The organism is Vibrio sp. SCSIO 43136 (genome assembly GCF_023716565.1).
Classification (GTDB): domain Bacteria; phylum Pseudomonadota; class Gammaproteobacteria; order Enterobacterales; family Vibrionaceae; genus Vibrio.
In genome coordinates, this window is the sequence record NZ_CP071848.1 from 1 (window position 1) to 23,060 (window position 23,060).

19 protein-coding genes are annotated in these 23,060 nt (G+C 48.3%); 7 read left to right on the forward strand and 12 right to left on the reverse strand.

Annotated elements, in window-relative coordinates:
• Positions 1–100 precede the first annotated feature (100 nt).
• From dnaA to gyrB, 4 genes are read left to right on the forward strand one after another with little or no spacing between them, the layout of a single operon-like run.
• Positions 101–1,510, forward strand: a complete 1,410-nt coding sequence (gene dnaA / locus J4N39_RS00005; RefSeq protein ID WP_252020837.1) for a chromosomal replication initiator protein DnaA — start codon at positions 101–103, stop codon at positions 1,508–1,510.
• A 19-nt stretch (positions 1,511–1,529) separates the two neighbouring features.
• Complete coding sequence (dnaN, locus tag J4N39_RS00010) at positions 1,530–2,630, forward strand: DNA polymerase III subunit beta (RefSeq protein ID WP_252020839.1); 1,101 nt, start codon at positions 1,530–1,532, stop codon at positions 2,628–2,630.
• A 13-nt stretch (positions 2,631–2,643) separates the two neighbouring features.
• A complete protein-coding gene (gene recF / locus J4N39_RS00015) occupies positions 2,644–3,723 on the forward strand; it encodes a DNA replication/repair protein RecF (protein WP_252020841.1) in 1,080 nt (359 codons plus the stop codon).
• 18 nt (positions 3,724–3,741) lie between these two features.
• On the forward strand, positions 3,742–6,159 hold the full coding sequence (gene gyrB / locus J4N39_RS00020) for a DNA topoisomerase (ATP-hydrolyzing) subunit B (protein ID WP_252020843.1): 2,418 nt from the start codon (positions 3,742–3,744) through the stop codon (positions 6,157–6,159).
• Positions 6,160–6,228: 69 nt separating this feature from the next.
• Here gyrB and punC read toward each other — a convergent pair whose 3' ends face one another.
• A complete protein-coding gene (gene punC / locus J4N39_RS00025) occupies positions 6,229–7,425 on the reverse strand; it encodes a purine nucleoside transporter PunC (RefSeq protein ID WP_252020845.1) in 1,197 nt (398 codons plus the stop codon).
• Positions 7,426–7,572: 147 nt separating this feature from the next.
• Here punC and punR point away from each other — a divergent pair, with 147 nt between their 5' ends.
• Entirely contained in the window at positions 7,573–8,475 is a 903-nt protein-coding gene (gene punR / locus J4N39_RS00030; protein WP_252020848.1) for a DNA-binding transcriptional activator PunR, read from the forward strand.
• 52 nt (positions 8,476–8,527) lie between these two features.
• On the opposite strand, the gene ilvA is transcribed toward punR, so the two are convergent.
• Genes ilvA through ilvG form a run of 5 tightly spaced genes read right to left on the reverse strand, consistent with a single transcriptional unit; the run spans position 8,528 to position 14,805 of the window.
• Positions 8,528–10,063, reverse strand: coding sequence for a threonine ammonia-lyase, biosynthetic (gene ilvA / locus J4N39_RS00035; protein WP_252020850.1), 1,536 nt, complete (start codon positions 10,061–10,063; stop codon positions 8,528–8,530).
• Between the two features lie 6 nt (positions 10,064–10,069).
• Positions 10,070–11,911, reverse strand: coding sequence for a dihydroxy-acid dehydratase (gene ilvD / locus J4N39_RS00040; protein ID WP_252020852.1), 1,842 nt, complete (start codon positions 11,909–11,911; stop codon positions 10,070–10,072).
• 12 nt (positions 11,912–11,923) lie between these two features.
• A complete protein-coding gene (locus J4N39_RS00045; RefSeq protein WP_252020854.1) occupies positions 11,924–12,859 on the reverse strand; it encodes a branched-chain amino acid transaminase in 936 nt (311 codons plus the stop codon).
• Positions 12,860–12,874: 15 nt separating this feature from the next.
• Positions 12,875–13,159 (reverse strand): acetolactate synthase 2 small subunit, encoded by a 285-nt coding sequence (gene ilvM / locus J4N39_RS00050; RefSeq protein ID WP_252020856.1) that lies wholly within the window; start codon positions 13,157–13,159, stop codon positions 12,875–12,877.
• Positions 13,159–14,805, reverse strand: coding sequence for an acetolactate synthase 2 catalytic subunit (gene ilvG / locus J4N39_RS00055; protein ID WP_252020858.1), 1,647 nt, complete (start codon positions 14,803–14,805; stop codon positions 13,159–13,161). Before ilvG ends, ilvM begins: the two co-directional genes overlap by 1 nt.
• Before the next feature lie 429 nt (positions 14,806–15,234).
• Here ilvG and J4N39_RS00060 point away from each other — a divergent pair, with 429 nt between their 5' ends.
• Positions 15,235–16,758 carry a YifB family Mg chelatase-like AAA ATPase gene (locus J4N39_RS00060; RefSeq protein WP_252020860.1) on the forward strand — a complete coding sequence of 508 codons (1,524 nt, stop codon included), beginning with the start codon at positions 15,235–15,237 and terminating at the stop codon, positions 16,756–16,758.
• Here J4N39_RS00060 and J4N39_RS00065 read toward each other — a convergent pair.
• Complete coding sequence (locus tag J4N39_RS00065; protein WP_252020862.1) at positions 16,755–17,735, reverse strand: DUF2860 family protein; 981 nt, start codon at positions 17,733–17,735, stop codon at positions 16,755–16,757. The genes J4N39_RS00060 and J4N39_RS00065 overlap by 4 nt on opposite strands.
• A gap of 190 nt (positions 17,736–17,925) precedes the next feature.
• On the opposite strand from J4N39_RS00065, the gene yihG reads away from it, so the two are divergent.
• On the forward strand, positions 17,926–18,804 hold the full coding sequence (yihG, locus tag J4N39_RS00070; protein WP_252020864.1) for a 1-acylglycerol-3-phosphate O-acyltransferase, YihG family: 879 nt from the start codon (positions 17,926–17,928) through the stop codon (positions 18,802–18,804).
• A gap of 44 nt (positions 18,805–18,848) precedes the next feature.
• Here the strand turns inward: yihG and J4N39_RS00075 are convergent, their stop codons facing one another.
• The 5 genes from J4N39_RS00075 to J4N39_RS00095 all read right to left on the reverse strand — a co-directional run bounded on the left by J4N39_RS00075 (position 18,849) and on the right by J4N39_RS00095 (position 22,759).
• A complete protein-coding gene (locus J4N39_RS00075; RefSeq protein ID WP_252020866.1) occupies positions 18,849–19,448 on the reverse strand; it encodes a thiol:disulfide interchange protein DsbA/DsbL in 600 nt (199 codons plus the stop codon).
• A 30-nt stretch (positions 19,449–19,478) separates the two neighbouring features.
• A complete protein-coding gene (locus J4N39_RS00080) occupies positions 19,479–20,483 on the reverse strand; it encodes a serine/threonine protein kinase (protein ID WP_503063699.1) in 1,005 nt (334 codons plus the stop codon).
• Positions 20,484–20,501: 18 nt separating this feature from the next.
• Positions 20,502–21,923 (reverse strand): cytochrome c oxidase accessory protein CcoG, encoded by a 1,422-nt coding sequence (gene ccoG / locus J4N39_RS00085; RefSeq protein WP_252020877.1) that lies wholly within the window; start codon positions 21,921–21,923, stop codon positions 20,502–20,504.
• Positions 21,924–22,187: 264 nt separating this feature from the next.
• Entirely contained in the window at positions 22,188–22,451 is a 264-nt protein-coding gene (locus J4N39_RS00090; RefSeq protein ID WP_252020879.1) for a YihD family protein, read from the reverse strand.
• Positions 22,452–22,591: 140 nt separating this feature from the next.
• Positions 22,592–22,759: a hypothetical protein gene (locus tag J4N39_RS00095; RefSeq protein ID WP_252020881.1), complete on the reverse strand. Its 168-nt coding sequence runs from the start codon at positions 22,757–22,759 to the stop codon at positions 22,592–22,594.
• Between the last annotated feature and the right edge of the window lie 301 nt (positions 22,760–23,060).

A 23,060-nucleotide genomic window follows, 5' to 3' on the forward strand; every position in this document is an offset into this window, starting at 1 on the left:
CTTATTCACTGGATCGGCGATCATTTACTGGTGATCTGCAGGCCGTGGCGCTAGAATTAGCAACCTTTTCAATTTTATCGTGATTCATAGTGAGGGCAGTGTGTCATCTTCGCTTTGGTTGCAATGTTTGCAACAGCTACAAGAAGAGCTTCCAGCGACCGAATTCAGTATGTGGGTGAAGCCGCTTCAGGCAGAGCTTAACGACAATACCCTGACTCTGTTCGCTCCGAACCGTTTCGTACTCGATTGGGTTCGCGACAAGTACTTTGACAACATCAATCGTCTGCTACAGCAATTCTGTGGTAACGATATCCCAAGCTTGCGCTTTGAAGTGGGCAGCAAGCCTGTTTCTGCGCCGCCAAGACCACGTCAAGTTCGCTCTCAAGCGGATGTTGCGGCAGAGACTTCTGCGCCTGCGCAATTGCAAGCTCGTAAGCCTGTGCATAAAACTTGGGATGACAACGACGTTGAAGTTGTCGATATGAATCACCGCTCGAACGTCAATATCAAGCACAAGTTCGTTAACTTCGTTGAAGGTAAATCGAATCAACTTGGCCTAGCGGCAGCACGTCAAGTCGCTGATAACCCTGGAGCTGCGTATAACCCGCTGTTTCTTTATGGTGGTACTGGCCTAGGTAAAACGCACCTGCTTCATGCCGTCGGCAACGCTATTGTGGATAACAAGCCAAACGCAAAGGTTGTCTACATGCACTCCGAGCGTTTTGTGCAAGATATGGTAAAAGCGCTGCAAAACAATGCTATCGAAGAGTTCAAACGTTACTACCGTAGTGTTGATGCACTGCTTATCGATGACATCCAGTTCTTTGCTAATAAAGAGCGTTCGCAAGAAGAGTTCTTCCATACCTTTAATGCGCTATTAGAAGGTAACCAACAGATCATCCTAACCTCTGATCGTTATCCAAAAGAGATTAACGGCGTAGAGGATCGTTTGAAATCTCGATTTGGCTGGGGTCTAACCGTGGCAATTGAGCCACCTGAGCTTGAGACCCGCGTAGCGATCTTGATGAAAAAAGCTGAAGACCACCAGATCCATCTTGCCGATGAAGTGGCATTCTTTATCGCTAAACGCCTACGCTCAAATGTACGTGAGCTAGAAGGGGCGTTGAACCGTGTTATTGCTAACGCAAACTTCACTGGTCGCCCGATCACGATTGATTTTGTGCGAGAGGCGCTGCGCGACCTGCTTGCACTGCAAGAGAAACTGGTCACGATTGACAATATTCAGAAAACAGTCGCGGAATACTACAAGATTAAAGTGGCGGATCTGCTGTCTAAGCGCCGTTCACGTTCGGTTGCTCGTCCACGCCAGCTGGCGATGGCACTATCTAAAGAGCTAACCAACCACAGCTTGCCTGAAATTGGTGACGCCTTTGGTGGCCGCGACCACACCACGGTACTGCACGCTTGCCGTAAGATTGAGCAGCTACGTGAAGAGAGTCATGATATAAAAGAAGACTACTCAAACCTGATCCGAACCTTGTCTTCATAAGACACTAAAAGAGATAACGATGAAATTTACCATTCAACGCAGTCATCTAATTAAACCACTTCAACAAGTCTCTGGGGCATTAGGCGGTCGTCCGACCTTGCCAATCCTAGGTAACTTACTGTTGAAAGTAGAAAACGGCGAGCTGTCAATGACAGCGACCGACCTTGAGGTCGAGCTGATCAGCCGTGTGACGTTGGAAGGTGAGTTCGAAGCGGGCAGCACCACAGTGCCGTCACGCAAGTTCCTAGATATCTGCCGTGGTCTGCCTGATGATGCAGTGATCACCGTGGTACTAGAAGCTGACCGAGTACAACTTCGTTCTGGTCGTAGCCGTTTCTCTCTAGCAACACTGCCTGCGAGCGATTTTCCAAACATCGAAGATTGGCAAAGTGAAGTAGAGATCACCTTAACCCAAGCAGCGCTGCGCGGCATTATTGAGAAGACCCAATTCTCAATGGCAAACCAAGATGTGCGTTACTACCTAAATGGTATGCTGTTTGAAATTGATGGCACTACACTGCGCTCAGTTGCCACCGATGGCCACCGTATGGCGGTAGCGCAAACCACACTAGACGCTGAGTTTGCAAACCAGCAAATCATCGTGCCACGTAAAGGTGTACTAGAGCTGGTGAAGCTTTTGGATATGCCAGAAGCGAACGTAACTTTACAGATTGGTTCATCCAACCTTCGTGCAGAGGTCAGTAACTTTACCTTCACGTCTAAGTTAGTTGATGGTCGTTTCCCAGATTATCGCCGCGTAATGCCGCAATCTAGCAACAAAACCCTAGAAGCGGGTTGTGATGAGCTGCGTCAAGCTTTTTCACGTGCTGCGATTCTATCCAATGAAAAATTCCGTGGTGTTCGGGTTAACTTTGAAGGTGACCAAATGCGTATCACGGCGAACAACCCAGAGCAGGAAGAAGCAGAAGAGCAACTGGATGTTTCCTTCCAAGGGGAAGCATTGGAGATTGGCTTTAACGTAAGTTACGTACTTGATGTACTTAATACGCTGCGTTGTGAGCAAGTGCGTATCTCCATGTCTGATGCTAACGCCAGTGCGCTGATAGAAAACGCACAGGACGACAGTGCGATGTATGTCGTAATGCCAATTCGTCTCTAATGGGTGTGGCGTAATGCCTCTGACTCGACTGATTGTCCAGCAGTTTCGCAATATTAAAGCCTGTGATATCTCGTTATCATCAGGCTTTAATTTTCTTATTGGCCCTAACGGTAGTGGTAAAACTAGCGTGCTTGAGGCCGTTTATCTTCTTGGTCATGGCCGCTCTTTTAAAAGCTCATTAACTGGGCGAGTTATCCAAAATGAGTGCAGTGAGCTGTTTGTTCACGGCCGTTTTTTGAACTCGGATCAATTTGAGCTACCGATTGGCATAAATAAACAGCGCGATGGCACAACAGAGGTTAAAATAGGCGGTCAATCTGGACAGAAGCTGGCCCAGCTCGCTCAGGTGTTACCACTGCAATTGATTCACCCAGAAGGGTTCGATTTGTTGACCGATGGGCCGAAGCACCGCCGAGCATTTATTGATTGGGGCGTGTTTCATACCGAGCCTGAGTTCTATCAAGCTTGGGGGCGATTTAAGCGACTGAGTAAACAGCGTAATGCGCTACTAAAAAACGCTCAAAGTTATCGTGAGCTGAGTTATTGGGATAAAGAGCTTGCCCAACTGGCGGAATCTATCAGTCAGTGGCGCAGTGATTATATTCAAGAAGTCAGCCAAACCGCCGAGCAAATCTGTCGAGAATTCTTGCCAGAGTTCGAAATTTCTCTCAAATACTATCGAGGGTGGGAAAAAGATACGCCCTATGAGCAAGTTTTGCGCGAAAACTTCGAGAGAGATCAGCAACTAGGGTATACTTTCAGCGGTCCGAATAAAGCGGATTTACGGATCAAAGTGGCAGGCACTCCGGTGGAAGACGTGCTGTCACGCGGACAACTCAAATTGATGGTTTGTGCGCTCCGAGTCGCCCAAGGGCAACACCTAACCGAGAAGACCGGTAAGCAATGTATCTATCTAATAGATGACTTTGCATCAGAATTAGATAGCCAACGTCGCAAGCGTCTCGCTGACTGCTTGAAAGCGACGGGGGCTCAAGTTTTTGTAAGCTCAATTACCGCTAGCCAAGTCGAGGATATGCTCGACGATAAGAGCAAGATGTTTCATGTGGAACAGGGTACAATTGAGCAAGGATAAATAGTGAGAGAGTAACTCATGTCTGAAAATTACGATTCATCGAGTATTAAGGTACTTAAGGGTCTGGATGCAGTACGTAAGCGTCCGGGTATGTACATTGGCGACACTGATGACGGTACCGGTCTGCACCATATGGTGTTTGAGGTCGTCGATAACTCAATTGATGAAGCGTTGGCGGGTCACTGTAAAGACATCATCGTGACCATTCATGAGGATAACTCAGTATCGGTAAGCGATGACGGCCGTGGTATTCCAACTGAAATGCACCCAGAAGAGCAGGTATCAGCTGCAGAAGTTATCATGACGGTACTTCACGCAGGTGGTAAGTTCGATGATAACTCGTACAAGGTATCGGGTGGTCTACACGGTGTAGGTGTTTCGGTAGTGAACGCACTGTCGGAAAAAGTTGAGCTTGTTATTCATCGTGAAGGCAAGATCCACACTCAAACTTACCATCACGGTGAGCCACAAGCGCCACTAAGCGTCATTGGTGAGACGGAAGCAACGGGTACTAAGATCCGCTTCTGGCCAAGTGCTGAGACTTTCTCACAAACAGAATTCCACTACGACATCCTAGCAAAACGTCTGCGCGAGCTTTCGTTCCTAAACTCTGGTGTATCAATCAAATTGGTTGATGAGCGTGAAGCAGACAAGAGTGACCACTTCATGTTTGAAGGTGGTATCCAAGCGTTTGTTGAGCACCTGAACACCAACAAAACACCAATCATCGAAAAGATTTTCCACTTCGACTTCGAACGTGAAGATGGTATCGCTGTAGAAGTAGCAATGCAGTGGAACGATGGTTTCCAAGAGAACATCTTCTGTTTCACCAACAACATTCCTCAGCGTGATGGTGGTACTCACCTTGCGGGCTTCCGTGCGGCGCTAACTCGTACCCTGAACTCGTTCATGGACAAGGAAGGCTTCTCGAAGAAAGCAAAAACTGCGACTTCAGGTGATGATGCTCGTGAAGGTCTAACGGCGGTTGTGTCGGTGAAGGTGCCTGATCCTAAGTTCTCAAGCCAGACCAAAGACAAGCTGGTTTCATCTGAGGTGAAATCAGCGGTTGAGTCTGCAATGGGTGAGAAGCTATCTGAGTTCCTAGTTGAGAACCCATCAGAAGCTAAGATGGTATGTTCTAAGATCATCGATGCCGCTCGTGCCCGTGAAGCGGCGCGTAAAGCGCGTGAAATGACTCGTCGTAAAGGCGCACTCGATCTTGCTGGCCTGCCAGGCAAGCTTGCGGATTGCCAAGAGAAAGACCCAGCGCTTTCTGAACTCTACATTGTGGAGGGTGACTCTGCGGGCGGTAGTGCTAAGCAGGGTCGTAACCGTAAGAACCAAGCGATTCTTCCTCTGAAAGGTAAAATCCTTAACGTAGAAAAAGCACGTTTCGACAAGATGCTATCTTCCCAAGAAGTGGCTACCCTTATCACGGCACTTGGCTGTGGTATCGGTCGTGACGAGTACAACCCAGACAAACTGCGTTACCACAACATCATCATCATGACCGATGCCGATGTCGATGGTTCGCACATCCGTACGCTACTGTTGACCTTCTTCTACCGTCAAATGCCTGAGCTTATCGAGCGTGGCTACGTGTACATTGCTCAGCCACCACTTTACAAGGTGAAGAAGGGCAAACAAGAGCAGTACATCAAAGATGAAGATGCAATGAATCAGTATCAAGTGGCTTTGGCTATGGATAACGCTGCACTGCACGTCAATCCAGAAGCGCCAGCACTTGGTGGTGAAGCACTTGAAGGCCTTGTTCAGCAGTACAATGCGGGTATGAAGCTTATAGATCGCATGAGCCGTCGTTACCCACGTTCACTAGTTCATGAACTTGTTTATGTTCCTCGCCTAACCGCTGAGCAGTGTCACGACGCTGATGCCGTGGAAGCTTGGACTAAGCAGTTAGTTGAGCAGCTAAACGCCAAAGAAGTTGGCGCTAGCCAATACAGCTTTGAAGTTGAGCAACACGAAGAGCTTGGTTTGAACCTGCCGAAAGTATTGGTACGTACACATGGTGTTGACCATGAATACGCAATCAGCATTGACCTCATTAATTCTAAAGAATACCGCAAGCTAGCGGATCTATCAGAAGCTCTTGATGGCCTGATTGAAGAGGGCGCTTACATCAAACGTGGTGAGCGTACTTACAATGTATCTAACTTTGCTGACGCACTAAACTGGCTGATCAAAGAGTCTCGTCGTGGTCTAAGCCTACAACGCTACAAAGGTCTAGGTGAGATGAACCCAGATCAACTTTGGGAAACCACGATGGACCCAGAAACTCGTCGCATGATGCAGGTGACGATTGAAGATGCTGTGGGTGCTGACCAACTGTTCACCACCCTAATGGGTGACCAAGTTGAACCGCGTCGTAACTTCATCGAAGAGAACGCATTGAAAGTGGCGAACCTCGACGTGTAGTCGAAGCAATAGCTACAAAAAAAGCGCTGAATTATCAGCGCTTTTTTTATGCTTGCAACACCTGCTACTTTATTCGTCGCTGACCACTCTAGAGTTATCAGGCGTTTGGAAATGCTCAGCAAGTTTTTGGTTGGCAAGTACGTATCCTACCCAAAGTCCCACTAAGCAAATTAGGATAGCAAAGCCAGTGACGGGCAATGCTTGACTGGCAAAGGCGGCGACCAGTGCACTGGCAAGGCCACTCGCACTCACTTGAAGGCTATTTTGCAAGCCAGCGGCAGTGGCTGGGCTCTGCTTAGCACTTGATAGGGCACGGTTAACCACAATCGGATAAATAGCACCATTCGCCACAGCGATAAAGCAAAACGGTGCCAATAATGGAATGATGGACGTCAGTTCCCATTGGGTTGCCATAAACACCAGCAAACTTGCGACGCTAAATAGAGCCAGCAGGTGCTTAAGAATTTTTTCATCCCCGTACTTTGCCACCAAACGCTTACCTAAGTAACCGCCCGTCATGAAGGCAATCGTCTGAGGAATAAAGCTCATGCCGATCTCTTGAGCGTTATATCCCAGTTGCGCCATGATTTCTGGCATACCTGTCAGATAAGCAAAAAACGACGCTGATGCCATCGCAAACATCATCACGTTGCCAAGGTAGGTCTTTGACTTCAATAATGCTGAAACGTCTTGTTTTACGCTGGTGGTCTTTGCCTCTACCTGAGTTTTAGGCTGCATCATGGTCGCAATGACTAGCGCTAGACCCACTAAGGTTAGGGTAATAAAGATGCTGTTCCAACCCAATTGGTTAAGCAGTACCACGCCAAGTTGAGGCGCTAAAGCTGGAGATAGTGCCACCAGCGGCATCAAGGTTGCGAAGATTTGCTGGCTGGTTTTCCCTTCATAACGTTGGATCACCATTGCTTGCCAAATCACCGCAGGCGCACATACGCCGATTGCTTGTATAAAGCGTAGTGAGAGTAATTGCCATACCTGTTCACTGAAGGCCAATCCGAAAGAGGCCAAGGTAAAAATTGTCAGGCCAACGGCTAAGGTGTTGCGATGACCAAATTTATCACTAGCCAGCCCCCACAGGAACTGACCTGATGCAAGACCTGCAAGAAAGACAGACAGTGAAAGGGCAATGGCTTCTGGCCCTGTGGCAAAGTCGGTTTGCATTGCTTTGAAGGCGGGCAGATACATATCTGTCGCCACAAAACCCAGCATAGAGAGACAAGCTAGGTAGAAAAGTTGGGAGAATTTCATTGTTTTACCATTCACTATCAAAAAATTTGTCGATGAATGGATTAGCGCTAACCCATGAATTAAGGTTGTAAGCATTGTATTCGCTGGCGATATAAAAATTAAACGCTATATTTGCTAGTTATCGTTCAAAAAATTTGATGGCAACCTATGTTCTCTAAACAGTCGCTAGAGCTGCTCGATACCGTAGCTCGATTCGGAAGCTTTACTTTGGCCGCCAGTCACCTGCATAAAGTGCCTTCGGCGATCAGTTATGCGGTGCGGCAGATTGAGCAGCAGCTTGGGGTGAGCTTGTTCGAGCGTCTGCCTCGGCGTGTCGAGCTGACCCCTGCTGGGGAAGTGTTTATCCAGCAAGCACGTCACCTGCTGCGAGAGATGGAGCAAATTGAAGCCCAGACCAAGCGAGCAGCAGTCGGCTGGCATCAGACACTGCGATTGACCATAGACAACGTGGTGAAGATTGAGCAGCTAAAACCTTTGATAGAGGCGTTTTATCAGACATTCGATTACGCCGAGCTGCAGATCAACATGGAAGTGTTTAATGGCTGCTGGGATGCCATTGCTGATGGTCGTGCGGATATTGTCTTGGGGGCGACATCTGCCATTCCGGTCAACGGCGACTTTGCGGTTAAAAACATGGGAGAGTTAGAGTGGGCGTTTGTTATGTCGCCAGATCACCCTCTAGCGCAGGAGTCTCACCTTGATGAACAAACCGTATCGGCTTTTCCTGCTATCTGCTTAGATGATACCTCGATTAATCTGCCTAAGCGTCACAATTGGCATTACGCTGGGCAACGTCGTTTGTTACTGCCGAACTGGTCCAGCGCCACCAACTGCCTTAGAGATGGAATCGGGGTTGGTTATATGCCACGCCACATTGCCAAGAAATACCTCAATAAAGGCCAGTTGGTCGAGCGAGCACTGGTCGATAATAAGCCGTTAAGCAGTTGTGTGATGGTATGGCGAGATCAGGAAAACCATCGCTTACTTGAGTGGTTAGTCGATTATCTTGGCGATGAAGAGAAACTGTATCGAGATTGGTTGCAGGCTTGATGGCATTAGAAAGTAAGGTCTTGCTCTGAATTATTCAGAGCAAGACCTTAGATCAGCGATTGGCTAAGAAGAACTGATAGGAAGGGTTATCCGTTTCATCTTTGCATTGATAGCCAAGCTCACGAAGGTGAGTTGAGAACTGGGCTAAGTCACTCTCTTGCAATTCAAAACCACACAGTACTCGGCCGTAGTCAGCGCCTTGGTTGCGGTAGTTGAACAGACTGATATTCCAGTGTGTGCCAAGAGTGGTTAAGAACTTAAGCAGCGCTCCCGGATACTCAGGAAACTCGAAGCTATACAAACGCTCGTTTTTCGGCTGAGAAGGTTTACCACCAATCATGTAGCGCACGTGCAGTTTTGCCATTTCATCATCTGACAAATCGACTACCGGGTAGCCGCCTTCACGTAAGTCATGGATGATGTTATCTAACTCATCTTGGCCGCCTTGCAAGCGCACACCGACAAAGATATTCGCCAGCTCATCGTCATTAAAGCGGTAGTTAAACTCAGTGACCGCTCGTCCGCCGATGATATTGCAGAACTCCAAGAATGCACCTTGCCTTTCTGGGATGGTGACGGCCAGTAAGCCTTCACGTTTCTCACCCAGCTCACAGCGCTCAGAAACGTAACGTAAGCCATGGAAGTTGGTGTTAGCACCTGACAACACGGTCGCTAGGTTCTGATCTTTGAGCTCATGCAGCTCAGCGTATTTCTTAAGCCCTGCCAGAGCTAATGCACCTGAAGGCTCAGCAATAGCGCGAGTATCTTCAAAAATGTCTTTTACCGCTGAGCAAATTTCATCACTGCTGACCGCAATGTGACCATCAAGGTATTTCTGGCACAAACGGAAGGTTTCATCACCAATTCGTTTTACCGCAACGCCGTCGGCAAACATGCTGACTTGGTCAAGCACCACTGGCTCACCTGCATCTAAAGCGGCTTTGAGGCAAGCAGACTCTTCTGGCTCAACGGCAATCACTTTAACTTCAGGCATCAGTTGCTTAACCAGCACAGCGACACCTGCGGCAAGACCACCGCCCCCAACAGGAACGAAGATGTAGTTGAGGTGCCCGTTTTGTTGCAGCATCTCCATACCAATCGTACCTTGGCCTGCAATCACTAGCGGGTGATCGAACGGCGGTACAAAGGTAAAACCATGCTCACCTGCAAGGCGCTCTGCCTCGGCTTTCGCTTCATCAAAGTTACTGCCGTGTAGCACGACATTGCCACCGAACCCTCGAACTGCTTCGACTTTGATGTCTGGTGTGGTCTTAGGCATGACGATGGTGGTCTTAATGCCTAGTTTTGTTCCTGATAACGCCATGCCTTGAGCGTGGTTACCCGCTGAGGCGGCTATCACCCCAGCGTGTTTCTGCTCTTCACTCAGGTTTGCCACCATAGTGTATGCGCCACGCAGTTTAAAAGAGTGCACTGGTTGACGGTCTTCACGCTTAAGTTGGACCTTATTGCCAATGCGCTCGGATAAACGAGACATCTCTTGAAGTGGCGTCACCATCGCCACTTCATATACAGGCGCTCTAAGGATCTGGCGCAGATAATCTGCACCAGTTTGCTCAGTTAGCGTCATAGAGGTTTACCCCTCTAGCTTGGATTTATCACGTACTGCACCTTTGTCCGCACTGGTTGCCATACTTGCGTAGGCTTTCAGGGCAAAAGATACTTCACGCTCACGTGACTCTGGCTTCCAACCTTTTTCATCTTGCGCAGTGCGTCGAGCCAAAAGCTCTTCTTCAGACACTTGTAGCGAGATTGAGCGGTTTGGAATGTCGATGGCAATGATGTCGCCTTGCTTCACCAGACCAATCGCACCGCCATTCGCCGCTTCAGGAGAGGCGTGGCCAATAGACAGACCAGATGTACCGCCTGAGAAGCGACCATCGGTTAGAAGAGCACACTCTTTGCCTAGACCCATAGACTTCAGGTAAGTGGTTGGGTAAAGCATCTCTTGCATGCCTGGGCCACCTTTAGGGCCTTCGTAGCGGATAACCACAACATCACCCGCTTTAACTTTTCCACCTAGGATGCCATCGACGGCGTCTTCTTGGCTTTCAAACACCACCGCTGGACCAGTAAATTTAAGAATGCTTTCATCGACACCCGCAGTCTTAACGATACAGCCATCGAGTGCGATATTGCCTGACAGTACCGCAAGGCCGCCATCTTGGCTAAATGCGTTTTCTTTCGTGCGGATACAGCCATTTTCACGGTCATCGTCCAGAGTGTCCCAACGGCAATCTTGAGAGAAAGCTTGAGTGGTACGGATACCCGCAGGGCCTGCACGGAAGAAGTCTTTCACCTCTTGTGACTCGGTTTGCATGATGTCGTATTGAGCCAGCTGCTCCTTCATCGAAAGACCTAGCACGGTGCGAGTATCACCATTGATAAGACCGGCACGATCTAGTTCACCCAGAATCGCCATCACACCACCAGCGCGGTGTACATCTTCCATGTGGTATTGCTGAGTCGATGGTGCAACCTTACAAAGGTGAGGCACTCGGCGAGACATGCGGTCGATATCATCCATATCAAAATCAACCTCACCTTCCTGAGCACCTGCCAGTAGGTGAAGTACGGTGTTGGTTGAACCGCCCATCGCGATATCAAGCGCCATAGCGTTTTCGAATGCGGCTTTGTTAGCAATGTTGCGTGGTAGTGCAGACGCATCATCTTGCTCGTAGTAGCGACGAGTGAGCTCAACGATACGACGACCCGCATTTAGGAACAGTGCTTCACGGTCAGCGTGAGTAGCAAGCATTGAACCATTACCTGGCTGTGATAGACCTAGCGCTTCGGTCAGACAGTTCATTGAGTTCGCAGTGAACATGCCTGAACATGAACCACAAGTCGGACAGGCTGAACGTTCGATCTGCTCACTCTGCTCATCTGAAACTTTAGGGTCTGCACCTTGGATCATGGCATCAACCAGGTCGAGCTTGATGATCTGGTCTGAAAGCTTAGTTTTACCCGCTTCCATCGGACCGCCAGAGACAAAAATTACCGGAATGTTTAGGCGCAGTGCTGCCATCATCATTCCCGGAGTGATTTTGTCACAGTTAGAGATACATACCATGGCATCGGCACAGTGCGCATTGACCATGTACTCTACTGAGTCAGCAATTAGCTCTCGTGATGGTAAAGAGTAAAGCATGCCGCCGTGGCCCATTGCGATACCATCATCAACGGCGATGGTATTGAACTCTTTAGCGATACCGCCAGCTTTTTCGATTTCACCAGCCACCAATTGACCCATGTCTTTTAGATGTACGTGGCCCGGTACAAACTGAGTGAATGAGTTCACTACCGCAATGATAGGTTTTCCGAAATCTTCGTCTTTTACGCCTGTTGCACGCCATAGTGCTCGGGCACCCGCCATGTTACGACCGTGAGTCGTGGTCGCTGATCTATATTTAGGCATTTCCTTTTCCTCTTACTTCTGCGGGTATACGTAATCTAACCAGCCCCACTTGTCTTCAGTGGTGCCGTTGAACAGGCCAAAGTAAGCCTCTTGAACTTTTTGGGTAATTGGGCCGCGCTTACCTTCGCCAACATCGATCTTGTCAACACTGCGCACTGGCACAACTTCTGCTGCGGTACCTGTCATGAACACTTCGTCTGCAAGATATAGCGCTTCACGAGCGATATTGGCTTCACGAACTTCATAGCCCATGTCACGCGCCAAAATCATAATGGTGTCACGAGTGATGCCCGGAAGGATGGCACTGGTTGCTGGTGGTGTGGTGATCACGCCATCTTTGACGACAAAGATGTTTTCACCCGCACCTTCCGATAGGTAGCCATCAACACTTAGTGCGATACCTTCATCGTAACCGTGGCGACGAGCTTCACCGCCCACCAGTAGTGATGATAGGTAGTTACCGCCCGCTTTTGCGGCGGTTGGGATAGTGTTTGGTGCTGCGCGGTTCCAGCTTGAGATCATCGCATCAACACCATTTTCTAGTGCTTCTTCACCAAGGTATGAGCCCCATGGGAAGGCCGCAATGATCAGGTCCATTTCGGTATCGGCTGGTGGACAAACACCAAGGCCGACATTACCGACAAAACCTAGTGGACGAATGTAGGCACTTTCCAGCTTGTTTTGGCGAATTGTTTCACGCGTTGCTTCCATGATCTCTTCTTCGGTGTAAGGGATAGGGAAGCGGTAGATTTTTGCGGAGTCTTTTAAGCGTTTAGCGTGCTCTGGGTGACGAAATACCACCGGGCCTTTTGGAGTGTTGTAACAACGTACACCTTCAAATACTGAAGTGCCGTAGTGCATGGCGTGAGTTAATACGTGCACGTTCGCTTCCGCCCACGGTACCATTTCTCCATTAAACCAGATGTAGTCAGCAGTCTTCTTTGCCATTACGGTATCCCTTCCTTATGCGCTCACGCTTTGTTGTAAGTTGTTGTTTGGTAGTTCGTCCATGCCGAGTTCTGTCACTTCGACGCTACGAATATCCCACAATTTTTCGATTTGGTTGGTCAGAGTAGTGATTGGTCGGTCGCTATCGACGATGATCTCTACACTGGCCACTTTGCTAATACAGTTCTGAGTACCAGCGACCTGACGTACGATAAAACCACGATGACGAACGACGCGCAATACTCGTTCTAGTAGAACCGGTTTATCTTCCGCTTTGATGTCTAAAAAATAACGTTTCATCAGGTGTTCTCCAGCATGTCTTGGTTTGCCGCACCCGGTGGGACGAGCGGCCATACGTTCTCTTCTTCAGAGATCAGTACGTGAAGCAGGTAAGCGGTTTTGCTCTCTAGCATCTCTTTCAGTGCTGGCTCCACTTCCTCTTTACGGGTGATGGTTTTGCCCGGAATGTCGAATGCTTTTGCTAGCATCACAAAGTCAGGGTTGTCATCAAGAATGGTTTCACTGTGGCGACCATCAAAGAACAGTGATTGCCACTGGCGAACCATGCCAAGGCGTTGGTTGTTGATAAGCACCATTTTGACTGGGATCTGACGACGCTTGAGTGTGCCGAGTTCTTGCACATTCATCATGAACGAGCCATCACCTGAGACCAAAATTGATTGGTCATTTGGACGAGCCACCGCAGCGCCCATTGCAGCAGGTAGGCCAAAGCCCATAGTGCCAAGACCAGCTGACGTGATGTAGTTTTGCGGATCTCTTGGTTGGGTATGCTGGGCTGCCCACATTTGGTGTTGACCAACGTCGGTCGAGATCATTGAGCTATCTGGCATCATATCGGATAGCTGCTTAAGCATCAGTGGTGCATAAATCAAATCACCCGGGTGATCGTAGCGCCATTTGTACTGGGTACGCAGCTCATCACAGTGTGCAATCCACTCACCGATGTCTTGTGAAAGCTCAAGTTTCGGTAAGATGTCGGCAATTTCACCACGCACTGGCGCATTGGCTAAGCGAAGCTTGTCAATTTCTGCCGCATCAATATCTATATGGATAACTTTGGCGTGTGGTGCGAAGGTATCTAGCTTGCCAGTCACTCTGTCATCAAAGCGCGCTCCTACCGCTATCAGCAAATCACATTGCTGCACGACTAAGTTTGCTGCTTTGGTACCGTGCATCCCTAACATGCCTAAGTAGTGTGGGTCGTGGCGCTCAATGGTGCCTAAGCCTTTTAGTGTGCTGACCGCAGGCATCGGATTAAGGCGCAGGAACTCACGTACTGTGTCTGTTGCGTGCGCTAGTTGAACACCACCACCGACGTAAAATACTGGCTTGTCAGCTTGAGACAGGAGCTCTTGAGCGGTTGCGATAGCTTCATCGCTGGCTGTCGGGTTTGCTGGTGGCGTAAATGATGGCAGGGTGCTCACAGGTGCTTCGGCAAGTTGAACATCTTTAGCGATATCAACAATGACAGGTCCTGGTCGACCTGTTTTCGCCACTTCGAACGCTTCTGCGAGGATCGGTGCAAGCTCGTTAATATCGGTCACAAGGTAGCTGTGCTTAGTGCACGAAAGGGACATACCGATAACATCCATCTCTTGGAAGGCGTCGGTACCGATGTGGGAGCTTGCTACCTGACCTGTGATAGCAACTAGAGGCACAGAATCAAGAAATGCGTCAGCAAGACCGGTGACCAAGTTGGTCGCACCTGGGCCAGAGGTTGCCATACATACAGCCACGTCTTGAGTTGAACGTGCCATACCGATAGCAGCCATAGCTGCACCTTGCTCATGGCGGCACAGAATGTGTTCTACACCACCATCATATAAGGCATCGTAGATTGGCATGATAGCCCCGCCCGGATAACCAAATACGGTTTTAATGCCTTGCTGTCTAAGCGCAGCAACAACCAGTTCTGCTCCTGTCATTGTGCGCCTCCTTGTGGCTGTTGCCACATTTTTCCATTACTGCACATCTCGTGCTCCGTTACTTCCTGTATTAGCCCCTAAAGACTAATTGATGCTTTTAAATTGTAAAAAACCCCCGAACCTTTCAGTGCGGGGGTTTTTTGAAATCTTGTGGTTTACTTTCCGCCCACTCGCCCCCGCGTGGTGTCAATAATGACCACGACAATCAGGATAATGAGTGCGTTAATGCGAGCGGTTAAGTTCATACGTTTTAATTATTCAATTTATGTGAAATTGTTTGCGTCATTAGTGGTATCACAGAAATTGGTTACATGACAAGCAAAACCTAGGACTTTTTTCACATTTTCTCAGCAACCAACTGCGGTATATAACATGGAGTGTACATTCATCAATGAGTTATAACGCTCAACAATTGCAGGGACCGCAACCATGGGCTTAGCCATTATCAACAGTCGAGCGTGTATCGGCGTAGAGGCACCGGACGTGACTGTCGAGGTGCATATCAGCAATGGAATGCCGGGATTTGCCTTGGTTGGTTTACCGGAAACGACGGTTAAAGAGTCAAGAGACCGAGTACGCAGTGCCATCGTCAATTCAGGGTTTGAGTTTCCGGCGAAAAGGATCACTGTCAATTTGGCTCCGGCGGATCTGCCTAAGGAAGGTGGACGGTTTGACCTGCCAATTGCCCTCGGGATCTTGGCGGCATCAGAGCAGTTACCGAACACGCAGCTGCATAACTATGAGTTTATTGGTGAGCTGGCCCTGTCGGGGGAAATGCGTCGAGTTAAGGGGGTATTGCCTGCCGCCTTAGCTGCCAAACAGCGTAAACGCTGTTTGGTTGTGCCTGATAGCAATGGTGATCAGGCGGCTTTGGTAAGTAGTGAGCGACATAAATCGGCTCCCTCTTTAGTGGCGGTGTGCGCTGAGATTTGTGGTCAAACCCCACTTGGGCTCAATCAAACTGAGCAAGCCGAACATCAGCCGAGCGATTCTCGCTGCTTGCAAGATATTATTGGCCAGCAGCAGGGCAAACGTGCGTTAGAAATTGCTGCGGCCGGCCACCATAATATTTTGTTTATGGGGCCTCCAGGTACTGGAAAAACCATGTTGGCCTCACGACTGCGTGACTTGCTGCCTGAGATGGATGAGGCAGAAGCGATGGAAACAGCGGCCGTCGCCTCATTGACTGAGCAAGAGATCACCCAATACAACTGGAAACGTCGCCCGTTTCGTTCACCACACCACTCCAGCTCCATGGCAGCGCTGGTGGGTGGAGGATCTGTACCCAAGCCGGGCGAGATCTCTCTGGCACATAATGGATTACTGTTTTTAGATGAAATGCCGGAATTTGAGCGCAAAGTACTCGACTCATTAAGAGAACCGCTGGAATCGGGAGAGATCATCATTTCTCGAGCGGCGGGGAAAACCCGCTTCCCAGCTAGATTTCAGTTGGTCGGGGCACTCAACCCAAGCCCTACGGGCTATTATGAGGGCAACCAAGCACGGGTAAATCCTCAAGTGATTCTGCGCTACCTGAATCGATTATCAGGACCACTGCTGGATCGTTTTGATATGTCGCTCGAAATCCCGGCTTTGCCAAAAGGAACCTTGGCCGAAGGAGGTGATAGAGGGGAAACCACATCGGTTGTAAAACAGCGGGTTCTCGTCGCACGCGAACAGATGCTCAGCCGAAGTGGCAAAGTTAACGCCCTGCTTGGTAGTCGAGAGTTGGATCAAGTGTGTAAGCTGGAAAAGAGCGATGCTCAATTTTTAGAATCTGCATTGCATCGCTTGGGGTTATCGATTCGGGCGTATCACCGCATCATTAAGGTAGCGAGAACCATAGCTGACCTTGAAGCGAGCCCTGTGATTACCCGAGCGCATCTTGCCGAAGCGCTCGGGTATCGAGCTATGGATAGGTTGTTACGGCAATTGACCGCGCAAGCGGTTTAGAATTTCCAGTTAGCACCCACCGAGTAGATGGTGCCTTCTTCGTTGTAGAAGTCGATGTTTGAATCGTTGTTTGTCAAAGAGACAAATGCGATCAAAGACAAGTTCTCGATATCCATCAACTGTTGGTACTCATACGCAAGAAATGCTTTGGTTGCAGTATCTTCTCTGGTCGTGTTTGAGATTGGGTTTGCCGCATCGTAGTCATATTTTGCGTAGCTATAAGTGGCCGCAAATTGGTGTTTACCCAAGAACACCAGTGCCGTCAAATCGCCTCCGAGTCCGGTGTTGCTCATTGCCGCGCCATCTGCGTCACTTTTGATGTATTTTATCGCTGGGAACAGTAATACGTTGCGCGACAGCGGTACCATGACATCCAGTTTGGAGTAAAACACCTTCTTATCACGGTCCAGCAGGCTCATTTGGCTGGCATAATCGGCAGCGCCAGATTGCTCATCATCCACTTGGCTTTCACCATAGGCCAAATCAAGGCTTACCAAAGAGCCGCCAATTTTTTTCAGCTGCATACGATAGGCCATGCCTTTCTCTTCGGTTTCGCCGCGGGCGCTATCGGTTTGGTAAGGGTCTTTCCAAACGTCATTTGCGAGAACGGTTGGCAATACCGATAAGGCAATCTGACTTTTATTGCTAAAACTGTATTGATAACCCAGCTCTAGTGCAACTGTACCGATAGCAATGTCGGCACGTGAAGTACCAGCAAACACTTGGTGGTTACCAAATACGTATTTGATGTTACCTAAGGGAAATACACCAGTGGAAGTGACTTGCTGTAGCTCACCGTCACTACGGGTGCTCGATGCGCTAGTACTGGTATTGGATTTAGAGTCTATGCTGACGACATTGACGGACAGCTCGCCACTTAATCCTTGCTCTGGAGCGCCACGAGCAAAGCTGTCACTGGCCATAACGAGAGGCACAATCAGTAGCGGTCCAAGAAATCCTTTCTTCAACGAGGTCATAGTACATCCTTGATTTTATTGATGATGACTACGCCAGTATAGATTTACTTATGTTTTAAAAGCGAGCATTGATTTACTGAATTAATTGAAACTAATCTGACCATCAATAAAAGGGATTACAAAACAGGGTCTCGCTTGTACAATAATACGCCGTTTTTAATTGCATTTTTATCAAAATAACCACTTGGCTATGTTTTCTTATCTTACTCTAATTATTAATGTTTCTTTAGTTATTGCTAACTCAGCCGCGTGTTCAATTGCGATAGTGATATTGGCACTATTCAAGTTCTTGTTGCCTTTTGAATCCCTGCGTTTACCTCTGTCAAAGATGGCGAATTGGTTTATGTGGCTTTGGGCGACGATAAATGGCTGGATCCTAAACGTATCGAACAATATTGAGTGGAATATCGAGGGCGGAGAGTCGCTGAGTAAAGACCGTTGGTATTTGATGATCAGCAACCACATGAGCTGGACCGATATCGTTGTACTGTGCACGGTATTTAAAGACCGTATCCCGATGCCCAAGTTTTTCCTCAAACAGTCGCTGATGTATGTGCCATTTGTTGGCATGGCTTGTTGGGCGTTGGATATGCCGTTCATGCGTCGTTATTCCCGCGAGTATTTGATCCGTCATCCAGAAAAACGAGGCCAAGACCTAACCACGACCCGACGCTCGTGTGAGAAGTTTCAGCACATTCCGACCACGGTGGTAAATTATGTTGAAGGCACCCGTTTTACCCAAGAAAAACAAGCCAAATCTAAGGCGGGTTATCAGCACCTACTCGCCCCAAAATCTGGCGGTATTGCCTACACTTTAGCCGCAATGGGGGAGCAGTTTGACGCAATTGTTGATGTGACGCTCGCCTACCCACAAAATCGTCATAAGCCATTTAAAGATATCTTGATGGGCAAGATGACCAAGATAGAAGTGCATATCGACACCCTTTCCATGAGCGAAGAAGTGCAAGGTGATTACTTTAACGATAAGCGCTACAAGCGCCAATTTCAGCATTGGCTCGGCGACGTGTGGAGTCGCAAAGACAGGTTGCTCGCCAATATCTACAAATAAAAAAAAGGGTGGAAGCCAATGGCTCCCACCCTTTTTCGTAGGCATTACTTGGTCAGCAAGAAGTTGACCAGCTGGTGGTACTCTTCGGCAGAGCTGACCGAGCCTGCTTTGACCAAATACTTGTTGTTGACCACGACCGCAGGCACTCCTTTTAGATCGGCATTTTTGAACTGTTGGTCGTAACGTCGCACCATAGAATCCACCGCAAATCCATTGAAGGCGGCGTCAAACTTGTTACCATCAACACCATTAGCGACAAAAAAGGCCCGCATTTCTTGTGCAGTTTGTGGCGGCTTTTGCTTCACTTGAACTTGCTCAAACATGGCTGGCACCATGAACTCTTCGACTTTCAAGCTCACCATGGTGGCGTATGCTTTGCTCATCAGCGTACCCATCTCACCCCCCATGAAGGAAACATGCGCTTTTTCAAATTTCGCATTGGCTGGCAACTGCGCTTTTAGGCCCTTGATGATCGGCTCCATAGTAAAGCAGTGCGGGCAGTAAAATGAAAACAGCTCCGTCACCATAGGTGAACGGGTGTGACGGGTTTCTAAGACTTGATAATGCTCTCCGGGTTGAAAATTCGCTGCCACTGAAGACAGGCTTAAAAGCAGAGTAGAGAGCAAAATAACAAGTTTTTTCATTGAGGGTCTCCTAACAACTTGAGTCGCTGATCACCACTGCGGTGTTAAGCTGAGCGGTGATTCTTGTAATGCTGCGATTTGTTCCTTAAAGGCGAGGACTTGGCCTTCCCAGTATTTATCATCGGCAAACCAAGGGAATGCCACCGGAAATGCTGGATCGTGCCAGCGCTTCGCCAACCATGCCATGTAATGTACCATTCGTAGACCACGAAGCGGCTCGATCAGTTTCAATTCTGACGGGTTAAAGTCACAAAATTCTTGATACGCCTCGAGAATCGTATCCAGCTGGGCCAGTTTGTCGTGACGCTCACCGTTGAGCAACATCCAGATATCTTGGACCGCAGGGCCGTTACGGGCATCATCCAAATCAACAAACATCGGGCCATCACGCCAAAGGATATTGCCAGGGTGGCAGTCTCCGTGAAGGCGTAGCGAAGTGGCACTATCACTCCAGTGCGGCTCAATGTGCTTGATCAGCAAGTCTAGGTCGCTAAAAAATGCATTTTCCAAATGCATAGGCAGCAGGTTACTGTTCTCTAATAGTTTTTTAGGTTGGTACAGGTATTCATCAAGGCCGACGGTCGGGCGATGAGTGAATAGCTTGTTTTGCCCTACCTTGTGGATACGACCTAAAAAGCGGCCTACGCCTTCGAGCTGGTCAAAATTGTCGACTTCAAACTGGCGTCCACCCACACTCTCAAATAAGGCAAATAGATAGCCTTGATAGTTGTGCAATGTATCTCCATTCACTTTGATGGGGGGAGCAACAGGGATCTCTTGTTCTATCAGATCAAGCGTAAACTCGTGCTCTTCGGTAATTTGCTCAGCACTCCAGCGCTGTGGTCGGTAGAACTTCACCACATAACGCTTACGATCTTCATCACTAAACTGGTAAACGCGGTTTTCGTAGCTATTAAGGGCTAAAAAGCCAGATTCGGCACGAATGCCAATACTCTCAAGCGCATACCACATGAAATCAGGGGTTAGCGCAGAGAAGTGAAATTCAGGTTCGGACATGAAATTAAAAGGGCTCATTGCTGAGCCCTTTCCAGTTTAAAGTTGGTTGATGAAGCGACTTTCGACTTCAACTTGGAATTGGTTACTGTCGGTGAGTATAAACCGAATGTTGGTGATCGGCGACTTGAGTTGGTCAGCATCCATACCCAAGCTCATCGGTAAGCTGAACACTTCACCAGGTTTGACATCGATTTGTTGAGAACCATACCAAATGACCCCATCCAGCCCTTCTACCGAGAGCTGATATTGCTGGGTTGATTGGGTCTTATTGATCACTTTAAGGGTGTATGTGTTTTCGATAAGCCCAGATGAATTCACTTTGTAGAGCTGGTTTCGGTCACGCAGTACACTCATGCCCGCAGGGTCGACACTGACCACTTGGAATACAAACAGCGCCAACATGGCGATCAATACTGCACCGTAACCCAGCAACTTAGGTCGCATAACCTTAGTTTTGTTGCCTGCTAGGCGGTGCTCTGTGGTGTAGCTAATCAAGTTTTGTTCATAGCCCATCCGCTTCATGGTGACGTTACACGCGTCGATACAGGCGCCACAGTTGATACACTCATATTGCAAACCGTCGCGAATATCGATGCCAGTAGGACAAACCTGAACACACAAGTCACAGTCGATACAATCGCCAAGACCCATTTTGGCCGGATCAGCTTTGCGAGAGCGTGGGCCACGGGTTTCACCGCGTTTGGCATCATAACCTACGATGTAAGTGTCTTTATCAAACATTGCGGATTGGAATCGAGCATAAGGACACATGTGAAGACAGACGATCGAGCGCATCCAGCCTGCGTTGGCGTAGGTACAAATAGCAAAGAACAGCACCCAAAACATAGGCCAGAACGCAGCGTTGAAAGTGACCACATCCACTACGAGCTCACCAATAGGCACGAAGTAGCCAACGAAGGTTAAGCCCGTGATGAGTGATATGCCAAACCATGCTGCGTGCTTGAGCGCTTTTTTCCCCGCGAGCTGTGGTGTTAGCTTGCCCGAGTCTTGCTTTCTACGTTTGTTCGCCGAGCCTTCCAGCTTCTCCTCAAACCAGACAAACATAAAGGTCCAAACGGTTTGTGGGCAGAGGTAGCCACACCAGACTCGACCTAAAAAGGTGGTGATAAAGAACAGGCCGAAGGCGGCGATCATAAACAATAGCGCCAGCAAGGTAAGATCTTGCGGGTATAAGGTGGTACCAAAGAAATTGAATTGTTGATTGCCGATGTCGAGCAAAATCGCTTGGCGCTCACCGTAAGGTATCCATGGCACCAGTCCAAATAGCAGTAACAGGAACCAGCCGCCATAACGACGAAGTTTCTGAAAAGTGCCTTTGCTTTCGCGAATATAGATCCGATTACTTGGGTTGAATCGGTCTTTATTCCCTTTGTGGGTTTTGGGGTTAAACGTTTTTGGAGTTACGTCTTTGACATCAATTTTGTTGTCTTGACTCATGGGTCCAAATCCTTCTTGGCTATAGGCAGTGCTACACCGAAAGCTGCATACGCTTGGCTTGGTGGTAACAGCTGCATTTCCGACATTACTTTAATTGTTGTTTTACTTGGCGCTTTAGTGCGCTCTTGGAGGGGAAGTATACATTTAGAGCATGCTAATTTTCTTTAGCGCTATCATGCTTTGGGAAAAATGTTATTTATAAAATTTAGGGTTAAGATCAAAAAAAGCGACCAAGAGGGTCGCTTCGTGATCAACAGGGTCGATTTAGATAACACCGCGCGCTTTAAGAATGGCGGTCTTGAAATCGTCTTCTTGGTCTTTTTTCAGACCAGGGATCATTTCATCTTTGGCACTGTTGCGCATTTTTAGATGGTAGATAAGCACATCATCGGTCAGATCTTCTAATTTGCCTTCGTAACCGGCTTCTTGAGCGAGCTTTTGGATGAACTCTAGTAAGTTCATCTCAGGATCTTTTTGCCACTCTGGGTGGATAAGCTCGATAACCTCATTGACGCGATGACACTTCATGACTTTACTCCTGACAATCTTCTTGGACGTTAGTTATTGTAGTTTTCACTCTGAGTTGAGCATTCAGAGTTTGATCTAGGTCACTAAACTACCAAAATTACCGCCAATAAAAAAGCGCAGTTTTAGGCTGCGCTTTTTAGTTATGCCGCTTTGATCGATGGGTCTTTGGCTGCTGCAGAGATTGCATTGCGTTGAACCAGTGATACTTGAGGCGCTGCTTGTTTCGCTACAGGTGCTGCAACAGCACTGCAACGACGGCGAGATGCACTCGCTCGAGTGTTGTTAAACCTGACGGTTGTTGGTCGCATTGTTTTACCTAACAGTCAGGCGATCCTTTGCCAATGTTATGGCCTAATTATTTTTGGAGAAGCAATCTCTTCTGGCTTGTGCCCATCCGACCCAAATAATTAGGGATTCTCAACCACGGCATAAACTCAATGTGTTTATAGTGCGGTCAAGAAAAAAGCATAACATTTAATCAGCCTATCCGCGAGAAAGAAACACTGTTTTTTGCTGTTTTTTTCACCACTATTGTTTGATGAGATAGCATTGCGCCAAGTGAATAAGGCAGATTAATATGAAGTCTGTTGGCTAGTTTGTATTCAAGGA